Origin of the sequence: Helicobacter sp. WB40 (assembly GCF_027859275.1) — a bacterium.
In the GTDB taxonomy this organism is placed as follows: Bacteria; Campylobacterota; Campylobacteria; order Campylobacterales; family Helicobacteraceae; genus Helicobacter_D; species Helicobacter_D ibis.
Genome location: NZ_JAQHXS010000014.1, coordinates 18,486 through 30,997 on the forward strand (window position 1 = coordinate 18,486; position 12,512 = coordinate 30,997).

General features: G+C 30.5%; 14 protein-coding genes. 2 read left to right on the plus strand and 12 right to left on the minus strand.

Annotation, left to right across the window (positions count from 1 at the left end; all coding sequences use genetic code 11):
* Positions 1 to 3 precede the first annotated feature (3 nt).
* Positions 4 to 663: a YggS family pyridoxal phosphate-dependent enzyme gene (locus tag PF022_RS08470; protein ID WP_271023528.1), complete on the plus strand. Its 660-nt coding sequence runs from the start codon at positions 4 to 6 to the stop codon at positions 661 to 663.
* On the opposite strand, the gene PF022_RS08475 is transcribed toward PF022_RS08470, so the two are convergent.
* Genes PF022_RS08475 through nikA form a run of 12 tightly spaced genes read right to left on the minus strand, consistent with a single transcriptional unit; the run spans position 660 to position 11,178 of the window.
* Complete coding sequence (locus PF022_RS08475) at positions 660 to 1,172, minus strand: YhcH/YjgK/YiaL family protein (RefSeq protein ID WP_271022020.1); 513 nt, start codon at positions 1,170 to 1,172, stop codon at positions 660 to 662. The two genes, PF022_RS08470 and PF022_RS08475, sit on opposite strands and share 4 nt — an antisense overlap.
* Before the next feature lie 12 nt (positions 1,173 to 1,184).
* Entirely contained in the window at positions 1,185 to 2,318 is a 1,134-nt protein-coding gene (locus PF022_RS08480; protein ID WP_271022021.1) for a radical SAM/SPASM domain-containing protein, read from the minus strand.
* 44 nt (positions 2,319 to 2,362) lie between these two features.
* Positions 2,363 to 2,515, minus strand: coding sequence for a hypothetical protein (locus tag PF022_RS08485; protein WP_271023529.1), 153 nt, complete (start codon positions 2,513 to 2,515; stop codon positions 2,363 to 2,365).
* Positions 2,508 to 2,966, minus strand: coding sequence for a SixA phosphatase family protein (locus PF022_RS08490; RefSeq protein ID WP_271022023.1), 459 nt, complete (start codon positions 2,964 to 2,966; stop codon positions 2,508 to 2,510). Before PF022_RS08490 ends, PF022_RS08485 begins: the two co-directional genes overlap by 8 nt.
* Positions 2,966 to 3,649, minus strand: a complete 684-nt coding sequence (locus tag PF022_RS08495) for a 5'-methylthioadenosine/adenosylhomocysteine nucleosidase (RefSeq protein WP_271023530.1) — start codon at positions 3,647 to 3,649, stop codon at positions 2,966 to 2,968. Before PF022_RS08495 ends, PF022_RS08490 begins: the two co-directional genes overlap by 1 nt.
* A gap of 9 nt (positions 3,650 to 3,658) precedes the next feature.
* Entirely contained in the window at positions 3,659 to 4,573 is a 915-nt protein-coding gene (gene fabD, locus PF022_RS08500) for an ACP S-malonyltransferase (RefSeq protein WP_271023531.1), read from the minus strand.
* Positions 4,574 to 4,591: 18 nt separating this feature from the next.
* Positions 4,592 to 6,172: an arginine--tRNA ligase gene (gene argS, locus PF022_RS08505; RefSeq protein ID WP_271023532.1), complete on the minus strand. Its 1,581-nt coding sequence runs from the start codon at positions 6,170 to 6,172 to the stop codon at positions 4,592 to 4,594.
* Positions 6,165 to 6,419: a twin-arginine translocase TatA/TatE family subunit gene (locus tag PF022_RS08510; protein WP_271022027.1), complete on the minus strand. Its 255-nt coding sequence runs from the start codon at positions 6,417 to 6,419 to the stop codon at positions 6,165 to 6,167. The genes argS and PF022_RS08510 overlap by 8 nt, the downstream gene beginning before the upstream one ends.
* Before the next feature lie 56 nt (positions 6,420 to 6,475).
* The gene (locus PF022_RS08515) at positions 6,476 to 7,918 is read right to left on the minus strand and encodes an ABC transporter ATP-binding protein (protein WP_271023533.1); all 1,443 of its coding nucleotides are present in this window, start codon (positions 7,916 to 7,918) and stop codon (positions 6,476 to 6,478) included.
* Complete coding sequence (nikC, locus tag PF022_RS08520) at positions 7,918 to 8,721, minus strand: nickel ABC transporter permease subunit NikC (protein ID WP_271023534.1); 804 nt, start codon at positions 8,719 to 8,721, stop codon at positions 7,918 to 7,920. Before nikC ends, PF022_RS08515 begins: the two co-directional genes overlap by 1 nt.
* Positions 8,711 to 9,655: an ABC transporter permease subunit gene (locus PF022_RS08525; RefSeq protein ID WP_271023536.1), complete on the minus strand. Its 945-nt coding sequence runs from the start codon at positions 9,653 to 9,655 to the stop codon at positions 8,711 to 8,713. Before PF022_RS08525 ends, nikC begins: the two co-directional genes overlap by 11 nt.
* Positions 9,655 to 11,178, minus strand: a complete 1,524-nt coding sequence (nikA, locus tag PF022_RS08530) for a nickel ABC transporter substrate-binding protein (RefSeq protein WP_271023538.1) — start codon at positions 11,176 to 11,178, stop codon at positions 9,655 to 9,657. The genes PF022_RS08525 and nikA overlap by 1 nt, the downstream gene beginning before the upstream one ends.
* 289 nt (positions 11,179 to 11,467) lie before the next feature.
* On the opposite strand from nikA, the gene PF022_RS08535 reads away from it, so the two are divergent.
* Positions 11,468 to 12,512 (plus strand): cache domain-containing protein (locus PF022_RS08535; RefSeq protein ID WP_271023539.1); only part of this gene is annotated, 1,045 nt, incomplete at its 3' end.

Below are 12,512 nucleotides of genomic sequence, written 5' to 3' on the forward strand. Positions count from 1 at the left end.
GTTATGGGTTTGAATCAAAATTTACTAGAAATAATTGACAAAATAGAAAAAGCAAGAATCTCTACTGATAGACATAGAATTATAAATCTAGTAGTAGCTAGTAAATATGCAAACACAGAGCAAATAGCAGAACTCTATAAATGTGGTCAAAGGGCATTTGGTGAAAACAAGATTCAAAGCCTACAAGAAAAAAGCAAAGATTTAGAAGATATACCGCTAGAGTGGCATTTTTTTGGCACATTACAGAGTAATAAAATAAATGCCTTACTTAGACTAAAACCTTATTTAATCCATTCTCTACACTCTTATGATATTGCTTTAGAATTAAATAAAAGACTTGCTAGGGATAATCTTAGCCTAAGGGCACTCTTGCAGGTAAATAGCGCTAATGAATCTAGTAAAAGTGGTGTATTAGCATATGAAGCAAAGGATATATATCACAAAATACAAGAAACATGTAGCAACATCAAGTTATGTGGGCTTATGAGCATTGGAGCACATAGTGATGATACAAATGTGGTTAAAAGAAGCTTTGAGACTACTTATAAAATTTATGAACAATTAGATGCCAAGATTCTTAGTATGGGCATGAGCAATGATTTTGAACTTGCAATAAAATGTGGAAGTAACTGCCTAAGAATCGGCAGCGTATTGTTTGCTTAGAAATTTAGCTTTATAAGATTCTTTGGAATCTTAACTACCACCTTTTGGACTAGATTTTGTGTGCTAGATTGTATCCCACTTATTCCTCCTGCATGAACATCATTACTTTCAAAAACTGCTAGAGCACCTTTGAACATATTTAGCGATGATGCAAATTTGCTTGGAAAATATTCTATTACATCATCTTTTAGTGGGGTTTTTACTTCACACACGAAAGTAGGGGCTACAAAAAATATTTCATTTCCATTTATTACCATTTGAAAATCAATCATTTCTTTATGGCTTTCATAAAATGCTTCTTGCGGAGCTTTTGTAAGATATGCTTGCTCTATTGCAATTATAGAATCTGTTAGCTTTATCTCATTTTTATCACCAGCTTTTAGAGATGAGATTCTTATATTTGTTTCACTAGTCTCATCTAATGCTTCATTTAGGTATGAAAACACAGCCTTTAATTCATCGCTTTTTTTAAATTTAGATTGAATATCAGGTAAAAATCCAAAAAACATGCTAGACCTTTTTTAACATTCATTATACCAAGAATTACAATTAGCACATACACTATCTTTGTCTATATTATGATTTATATGCTCCATAGCTATTTTTCTATGTTTTTCTCCAAACCAAATATCATGTAGCGAATCTTTGTAAATGTTTCCATATGAAAAAATACTTTCGTCTTCAAATCCTAATATATTTCTTTGTATTGAGCAATTCCCAACAGAACCATCAGGAAAAATATACATTTCTTTAAATATCAATCCACAAGAATATCTATTATTGTTTATAGTATGTTTTGCTGTGTAAGATTCATTATATAGTTGTGCTTCATATCCTATTTCTTTTATTTCCAAAAAATATCTAAAAGCTTCATTAAACATTGTAGGGCTATAAGTAATGTGGAAAACTATGCACTCATTGGATAGATTATGATTTTTAGCAATTCTTAATATGTATTTTATTCTTTCTTTATCTTTTGCGATGTTTAAATTGCTTGATATTAAAAATAAATGTATGTAAAATGGAGGATTCACATCTAGTTTGAGTAATTTTATGAAGTTTTCTTCATTTAACATGTTTGGGTGATATGCAACTTCTACCTTTCTTATTTTTTGAGATTTTGCATATTTTATAAATTCAAAGATTCTATCATCATATAGTGGTTCCCCGGGACCAGAAAATACAATTCTGCTGTTGCCAAGCTTTGCAAATTCAACTATTTTATAGAATTTTTCATCTGTTATTCTATTGTGTTGTCTAAAATAATTTGTTTTGTGTAGTTGCGATGGTTCCCCAAACCATAAACATTGTGGGCATTTCGTGTCACATTTGTTTTCAAGTCCTATATAAATAGTATATGGATATTTAAAAAATTCTTCTACAATATTTTCACTTGTCAACACACTCCAATTAGAAGCTATTGATAACAGCCTGCTATCATGGAAAAATTGTTCTCTTTTATCTGCTGTATTTAGAAAATCTTTTGTTTCTTTGTTTATTTTGTGCATATTATATGCCATGTTTATTTCATAGTTATCCAAACTATCTATAGAAGTTAATTTGCAAAACATGAATCTTTTATCTGCATAATAGAAATCGTGGTATGGAATATAAGTATTGACTTTGCTGTTTATTAATGTTTGTATTTTATCCAAATCTTCATTATAGGCTATAAAGTCAAAATTAAATATAACTAACTCTAATTGCTCCCCCCCCCCCCAACTTCTTGTAGCATACTATATAGCTTTATTGAATAAAAGTATGGAATCTCTAAAATATCATAATTGCAAATTTCTTTTAGCACTTCTTTTTCTTCATTGCTTATTTTCCCTATCTTTACTATTTTAGTCATTTTTGTCCTTTATATTTTTAATTCCAAATAATTGCCATGTATTATCTTTATATTTTAATTCAATTATGCATGATTTTTTAATTATTACATTTTTGATTTTGCATATTTTATATAGCACTTCGCTAATGTTTGGTTCATGTCCGATTATTATTATATTTTCGTGTTTTTCTGTGTATTTGATATATCCCTCTATATTAGAATCAGGATTAATTTGTGGATCTATTACATATGCAGTATTTTTGTATTGTTCTAATATGTATTTTGCTGTTTGTTGCGATCTTAGCGCCAATGATGAGACTATCAAGCCTATATTTTTATAGCGTTTGGATAAATATTTTGCGATTTTCTTAGAATCTTTTATGCCAGATTCTACTAATTCTCTTTGTAAGTCATCACTAGCACAAGTTTCTCTATCTTGCGCTTTTGCATGACGCACTATAATTAGATTCATTATAGTTGCTCTATCATTTTTATCACCAATGATGCACTCTTTCTAGCAGCCTCATCTAAAAACTCTTCATAGCTAATTAATGCTTCATCTCCTGCATTGTCTGATATAGCTCTTATAACGCACAATGGGGCATTTAAATTATCACACGCAACTGCAACACTTGCACCTTCCATTTCTATTGCATCTGCTTTAAATTCCTTCTTTATCCATTCTTTTCTTTCTTTATTGTGTATGAACTGATCTCCAGTAGCGATTATCCCTTTATGAATCTTGTATCCTTCTTTTGTAGCTATATCTAGTGCTAGGTTAGTTAAAAATTCATCTGTTTTTGTAAATATTTTTCCATTACTTATATAACCATAAGGGTGCCCAAAGGCAGTTATATCCACATCATGTTGGCACAACTCAACTCCAAGAACTAAATCACCTATTCTGTAATCACTATTTACGCCACCAGCTACACCGCTAAAGATCATCTTTTCGCACTTGAAATGTAAAACCATAGTTGCAGCACTTAGAGTCGAGAATACTTTGCCTATTCTACTTGAAGCTATTATTATTGTGTGATTTGAATTTACTTTATAGAACGTATTTCCACCAAATTTTATAGTTTCATAATCTTTATAATGCTCCAAAAGTAATGAAATTTCTTCATTCATTGCACCTAATATACCTATTGTCATGTTTTATCCTTATTTTATAAATTCACAAATATCTGTGTAAGTTTGTAGCGATATTGTTGGCTTTTGCGTTAATCTTTTATTTAGTCCTTTTAAAACACTTCCGCCACATTCTACAAATTGTTCAATCTCACCTTCATGGCTTGTGATTGATTGCTTGTATTGCACTGGCAATATTAGTTGATTTGACAAAAGTTCGATTGCTTCTTGTTTTGTTTTGTAAGGTTTTGCATTTGTGTTGGAAATAACTGGAAATAGAAATTCATCTTTTATGCTTTCGCTTAGTATGGATTTAAAATCATCTTTCATATCTTCTAAAATCGGGCAGTGTGAAGCCACACTCATAGGTAGAATTAGAGTCCTTTTTGCTCCTAAGCCCTTTATTTCTACTTCTAGTGCTGATAAGTCTTCTTTTATTCCACCTAACACAATTTGACCATCACCATTGTAATTGGCACACCATACTTTAAGCCCTAGATTCCTCTTTTTTTCACAAAATTCTTCTAGCACAAAATCTTCTAGCCCTAAAACAACCATCATTCCGCTACTTTTATTTTTGCAAACTTCTTCCATTAGCTTACCTCTAATGGATACCAAAGATATAGCAGATTCAAAGCTAAGCGCATTTGTGGCACATAAAGCACTAAACTCACCTAAAGAATGCCCTAGAGCAAACTTTATACTTCCTTCTACTTTATCCTTTATTAGCATATATGTTGCATAGCTTACTAATAATATTGCTGGTTGTGTATATCTCGTTTTATTTAATTTATCGTTTTCGCTAAAGCATAGTTGTGCCATATCTTCTTGCAAGACATCACTTGCTTGTTCAAATAGTTCCTTTACTATTTGTGAGTTATCATATAAGTCTTTTCCCATTCCTATACTTTGGCTTCCTTGTCCCGGAAAAATAACTGATATACTCATTAAACCTCCTAAGTTGATTTACATTTTTGTTTTTGCATTTACTCCTAATAGTGATAATCCATTTTTTATAGAATTAGCCACTATTTTTAGGGCATATAGTGTTTGTTTTTCGTTTTGTGTTTCTAGTATTTTTTCTTCATTATAGAAGTGATGAAACTCTGCTGATAGATTCTTCAAAAACTCCACTACTTTATTTGGCGCTCTATCTTTAAATGAATCTTCTAAGACCTTATCAAGCCTTAAAGATAGCACTAATAGATTTTTTAAAGATTCGCTTAAGTTTTGCAAACTTTGTTTTTCTATATTTTCAAAGCTTGTATTTGACTTCTCAAACAATGTGTGAATCCTAGCATGAGCATAATTTATATAATATACAGGATTTGATGCATCATGCCTATTTAAATCTTCTACATCAAACTCTAGTTGAGTATCTGCCTTCTTACTTAAAAAAACAAGCCTTAATGCATCGCTACCTACATCATCAACGACATCTTTCATTAATATAAAATTGCCAGCTCTCTTGCTCATCTTGTAAGCTTGTTTATCCTTCAGTAGTGCGACCATTTGGGATAGAATTATCTCTAGCTTATCACTTGAAAATCCAAGAAACTCTAAAGAAGCTTTGATTCTTGCGATGTATCCATGATGATCAGCACCCCATATATTAATGTATCTATCAAAGTTACGCATAAATTTATTTCTATGATAAATAATATCTCCAACTATATAAGCCATCTCGCCATTTTCTCTCATCAAAGACCTATCTTTTTCATCTCCGTATTCTGTGGATTTTATCCATAGTTTTTCATCTTTTTTGTATATGGCATTATTTTTTTGCAAGATTTCTAGTGTGCTATCCCAGTCTTTATACATATCAACTTCGCTCACATAGCTATCAAAGTAAATTCCAATTTTTGCTAAGTTGTCTTTTATTTCTTGTAACATTTTATCCTTACCAAAGATACTAATTTGTTCTAATAGCTTAGAATCTGTATCACAAGCTTTAAAGCAATCTATGCCAAATTTTTCCTTTGCCTCTCTTGCTAGTTCTCTGACATATTCTCCATTATAGCAACCTTCAGGAATCACTAGCTCTTCGTTGTAAAATTCATTTTTGCCAAATGCACATATTGATTTACCTAGCTTTACTATTTGTTCTCCAGCGTCATTTACATAGTATTCACTTACTATATCATAGCCTAGATATTTTCCTATTTTGTATAACGAATCACCAAGTATAGCTCCCCTTGCATGTCCTATATGCAATGGTCCTGTCGGATTTGCACTTACATATTCTATTAGGATTCTTTGTTGTTTTTTTTCTTTTTTACTATCTAAATTATCTATGCAATTCTCTAAAAATATATCACTTACAAAGAAATTTATATATCCACCGACAACTTCTAATTTGTCTATTTCTTCTAGGTTTTGCAATTTATTTGCAAATTCTTGTGCGATTATGTTTGGTGCTTTTTTTAGCTCTTTTGCAAACTGAAAAGTAGGCAATGCAAAATGTCCAAGTTTCTTATCCTTTGGGACTTCTAATACACATGAGATATTTAACGCTCCATCAATGAGCGTCTTTAGCTTGTTATACATTTGTTTTTGTTGTATCGCTAGTAGCGTTTGTAGTAGTTGTGGTTGTATTAGCAGTATCTTTTTTATCTTGTTCTATTTTTGTTGCATCTGCTACTTCTTGTGCTTCATTATCATCATCTTTTACTGCTTTTTTGAAGTTTTTAATACCAGAACCAAGACCTTTTGCTAAATCTGGAATCTTTTTTGCCCCAAACAAAACTATAATAATCAAAAGAACAATCAGCAACTGCTGGACACTAGGCATCATAATTAAATCCTTAAAATAAAATTGCACAGATTATAGCATAAGTGAAATTATAATTTTTAATCTAGCTTCTCCTTGATTTGCTCTATATTGTCTGCACTTGTTTTTAGCGAAACTTTCCCATTATCTAAGATTATAACTTCATTGCATAATTGTAAAATAATCCGAATATCATGTGATACAACTATAAAAGTAATATTTTTTTCTTTTTGTATATTTTTAAATAGTTCTATCATTTTATATTGCAAATGTGCATCAAGGCTACTTATTGCTTCATCTAATATTATTATTTTTGGTTCTAGTGCCAAGATTCTAGCTAAAGCTATTCTTTGTTGCTCTCCACCACTAAAGTAGGCATTTTTTTTGTGCATATAGCTTGAATCTAGTTTCACTAATTTTAATAATTCTTCTGCTTTTTTTTCTCTATTTTGTATGTGTGTGAAGTTTTCTAATCCTTCTAAAATAGAATCTATTGCACTTTGTTTTGGATTTATATAGCTTGAATCTTGAAAAATACTTTGAATATCTTTTCTTAATTCTTTTGGAAAATTACCTTTTATATTATGGTTTAAAATCTCTATCTCCCCGCTATCATAAGATTCTAAGCCTAGTAGAATTTTTGTTATTGTTGATTTTCCTGCACCATTTTTTCCTAAGATTCCTAAATTATTTTTATAAAATAAATCAAAGCTAATATCATCTAGCACATAATTTATTTTTGCCTTGTTAAAAAACCCACCACTTGTGTATGATTTTTTTAAATTTTTTACACTTATTAGTTTGTGTGTATTTGTTGTTTTTTCTTTTTTTTCTATAAAGGCTAGTTTTTTATCTTCATTTAGCAACTCTTTTGTTTTATTGTGTTGTGGAGTTGTGATAATCTGTGTTTTTGCATTTTGCTCTATTATTTCTCCATTATCGATTATTATTATCCTATCTGCAATATATTTTGCTAAAGATATATCATGAGTTATGAACAAAAGTCCAAATCTACGATTTTCTTGTTGTTCTAAAATCAAATCAATCAAGTTTTTAGTTGTAGCACTATCTAAATTGCTAGTTGGCTCATCTGCTAAGATAAAGCTAGGATTAATGCTTAATGCTAAAGATATCATTATTTTTTGCAATGTCCCACCGCTTAGCATAAATGGATAAGCTTCTAACACTAATGCATCTAAATTTAGATATTCTAAGCCATAGTTATATTCTTTTATGTTATGTGCTTTAAATGTCTCCAAAAAATGTTTTTTAATAGTACATGTATTAAAAAAGCAACTAGATGGATTTTGTAAAATTACACCAAATTTTTCATTTGTTTCTATGTTTCCATCTAATTTCATATCTTCTAGCAATATCCCTAAAATACTCTGCATTAGCATACTTTTGCCACTACCACTTGCACCAAGTAGGGCAACCTTCTCACCACTATTTATATTTAGATTTATATTTTTTAGAATATGCTTTGTTTTTGTATAGAGATTTATGTTTTGTATTTCTATCATTAATGAAACCTTACTGATTGTATTGCATATCTATCCCTTAAGGCTTCTCCTAGTGTATTAAAAATTGCAACTGATACAAAAATGCAAAGTCCGGGATATATCATCAAATGTGGATACTCCATAATATATGGCGCAAAGTCTTGAATCATAACCCCCCATTCTGCAGTAGGTGCTTTTACTCCAAGTCCCAAAAATGACAAAGAAGATACATGTAAAAGCATATGCCCAAAGTCAAGTGTTATTAAAATTATCATTTGAGAAAACACGACAGGCAAAATGTGTTGTCTCATTATTTTAAACTCACTATCACCCAGCATTTTGGCTGCCAAGATATGATTTTGTGATTTTATCTCTAGCGTTATGCTTCTTACCATTCTTGCATACCAAGCCCAGTGTGTCATAAATATAGCTAAAATTACATTTAATAGCCCAACCCCAAAAATAGCTATAAAAAATAATGCCAAAATAAAAGTTGGAAAAGTCAAAAACACATCGCAGATTCTCATTAAAATATTATCTACAATTCCTCCCTTATAGCCAGATAATATCCCTATAAAAAATGAGCTAACTACAATTAATATAGAAATAGCAAATACACTAAAAAATGAGATTCTAGCACCATGCCCTAATCTACTTAAAATATCTCTACCTAAATGATCCGTACCAAGCAAATGCTCACTACTAATAGGTAAAAATTTATTTTGCAAATCACCATAATTTGGATCATGATCAAAGATCAATGGAGCAAAAATTGCAATTAATATTATTATCATGCTTAGTGTAGCTGATATTTTAAGCTTCATTTTTTGCCTTTTGATATCTTATTTGTGGGTTTAGATACGCAAGAAGTATATCAACCATCAAATTTAATATCACAAAAATTAGCACCATAATTATCATAAAAGCTTGAATTACAGGATAATCATGACTATATATAGCACTTACTGCATATCTGCCAAAACCTGGTAATCCAAATAGAATCTCAACTACAACAGCACCGCCTAAAAGCTCACCAAAGTGCATGCCTAATGAAGTAACAATAGGTAATAGTGAAGTGTATAAGACTTTTTTATTTATTGTTGATTTATTTAGATTCCTTGCTAGTGCATATAGTGTGCTCCTTTGTGATTTGTGTTCTAAAAAACTAACCCTAACTAGCCTAGTATTAATCCCTAAAGACATAAGGCTGAGCGTAGCAACTGGTAAAATATAGCTATATAATGATAACTCTTCATAAGGAGATAGAATTCCAAAGTAAATAGTAAATACATAAATAAGGCAGAATCCAAACCAAAAACTAGGCATAGACACACAAAAAAATGAAAACACACCAAGAGATTTATCAATAATGGAATCTTTTTTTATTGCTCCTAGCACACCTAAAGCTATACCAAAGATAATCACAACAAACATTGATAAAAACGCTAAATTCAGCGTTGTAGGCAGGTAATACAAAATATCATCAAGCACCGGTCGCTTTGTAACATATGAGATTCCAAAGTCAAAAGAGAGTATATTTTTTAGCCAGATTCCATATTGAACAAAAAAAGGCTTATCAAGTCCAAGCTCGATTCTTGTTAGCTCTAGTGCTTCTTGTGTTGGTGGTATTTGTGATTGTGTTAGATATGCAAATGCAGGGTCAATTGGGCTTAGCCTTAAAATTCCAAAAACAATAAATGACACAGCAAGCAGTATTGGAATTAAAGTTAGGATTCTTCTAATAATAAATAAAAACATTATCTAATCTTTATATCCTCGAATCTAAACTCATATTCCATATCACCACTTTTATAAGATTTAATCTTTTTATTATTAAACACCCCTAGTACCACTCCATAGCTTAATGGTATGTATATATTGCTATTATTTAATAAAGTCAGCAAACTTTTATATTCTTTTTGTATTTTGTCTTTATTGTCTGCGTTTAGTATAGACTTTATTAATCCTCTTATAATGTCTTTATTTTCCAAACCATCTTGTGCTGCATAATCTGCATGAGAAGGTATTAGCATAGACGATATAAATGAATGCGGATCAAATGGATTCCCCCATGTTTCGTTAAATATCAAATCAAAATCTCCATTTTTTTGCCTTTGATAAAATGCAATTGGCTCGCTTGAATCTAGCTGTATATTTATTCCAACTTTCAATGCTTCATTTTGTATGCTTTGTGCTATTGACTTTTGAATTGGATTATTTGCGATATAAACCAATCTTATTGCCTTATTTTTATAACTTGTATTTTTCAATACCTCTTTACTTTTTTGTAAATTAAATTCCTGCTTACTTAGTTCTACATCACAAAAATCTAAATTCCTCTGAAAAAGATTTTCCGCTTTTTTGTCTATTTGAAGCAAGATCTTATCCCATATCTCATCTTTATTGATTGTTAGAATTATTGCTTTTCTTATATTTGGATCACTTATTGTTTTTGAGTTTATAACAAGATTAAAAGTTCCTTGAGGTATCGATTGTGTAAGAGTATATCTTGTATCCTTTTGCAGAATCTTAAAACTTTCTCTTGAAATCATATCCTTGCCAACCAATATATCGATCCCTCCACTTTTTAAAGCCAAGATTCTAGAATTTGGATCTGGGATTATTTTCATCGTTAATTGTGATATTTCCGACTTTTTATGATAGTATGGATTTGGAACAAAGACATCTTTTATACCTAGTATGCTTTCTTTTAATACCCATGGACCACTACCTACCGGACTTTTTATGCCATCTTTTGTGCTACCATCTATCATCGAGCTTGGATCGATTATTCTAAATGGCCTTGGTAGAGAAAGTTCATTTAGTGTGGCTATGTATGGGGAGCTTAATTTTAGCTCAAATGTATTTTCATCTATTGCTTTTGCGCTTTGGATCTTGTCTGTAAGTCCAAGCCAAGAATGTCTTGTTGCGTTCTCTAAAATTGCTTTGAAGTTTGCTTCAACTGCATATGAATCTAGCCTGTTACCATTTGAGAAATGTAAATTATTATCTATTTTAAAAGTATATGTTTTACCATCATTGCTTATTCTCCATTCTCTTGCAATTCCCCCAACAAATTTCCCATCCTCATATTTTACCAATGGTTCATACACCATTATTTGTGCATACATTTGATTTGGAGAATATAGATGTGGATTTAAATGTCCAATATTTGTATCCCATGCACCAACAATCTCTTTTGAATACAGTGGAGTTAAATTAATACTAACAATTATAATAAAAATTCCTTTGGTTATATTTCTTAAAGCCAAGTGTTTCATTGATAATTAAACTCCTTAAGTTAAGTATTATTTAATTTTCTGACCATAAAGTATAACAACAAAATTCTTAAGACCCAAGATTTAAGTCTAGGTACAAATTATTACAATAAGTAGTTTAATCTGCACTAGCAAATAATAAACTATGTAATAAAATTTAAGTTAGATTTTGATAGAATCAAAAACTGCTTATATCTTGTTAATATTAGATGTCCAGTTATTTGCTAAAGATTGTTTAGTTGGACATTTAAAATATTGTAAAAATTTGTATTAATTTGGAGGTGTCACAATTATGAATAGTGTAAAATTGAAATTATCTCTAGCATCTAATGCTATCGCAGTAGTATGTTTACTTATTTTAGGTGTTATCACATTTATTTTTGTTAAAGACATAGTGTTCGAAGAAACAATAAAAAGCGAAACCAATTATGTTAAGGTATCGCAGTATTCCATGTATAGCTTTGATAATGATAATGTTAATAATTTAGCATCTTTAGCGAAACATATTACAACCAATTTTGATTATGATGATTTATCTTCACTGGAAAGCTTAAAGAGAAATATTGGTGTAATTTTGAAATCGTATAGAGATGCAGGCAATTATTTAGGTGTTTATATAGCTCACCCGACTGGGGAGATAGTTGTAAATGATGCTGAGGCAGATGCAGCCGATGAAGATGCAGTAATATATGGTAAGGCACAAAACTACGATGCTAGAACTAGAGACTGGTATATTGGAGCCACTAAGTCAGATAAAGTTTATATAACAGCACCATATATAGATGTCACTACTGGACTTTCTACTTTTACATATGCTAAATCAATTTATGATGAAGGTAAATTTGTTGGTGTTTTAGCAATAGATGTGCTAGTTAATGATTTGCAAGAATCTTTTAAGCATAACCCTGGAAGAATATTTGCTTTTGATAAAAACGCTATAGTTTTTGTTAGTAATGATGAAACTTTATTGCCAAAAAAGGAGGGTGAAGTTAATCCTGATATTAAGACTATTTCTGAACTTAGAAAAAAATATAAGGACTATGAACCATTCAACTATATAAGGTCTGATGGTAGCGAAAGATTTGTTGTATGTACTTCTGTATCTGAATATGGTATTTGTATGTCAGAAGGTGTGGATGATATCAATCAACCAGTGTTAAAAATAGCATATGTCCAATTTGTAATCGTTGTTTTTACAAGCTTAGCTAGTGTTGTGTTACTTTATTTCATAATATCTCGTATGCTAACTCCATTGCAATTTATCCAACAAGGTCTACTTTCATTCTTTAAATACATAAACTATGAATCAAAACAAGCTCCTAAACCAATAGCTATAA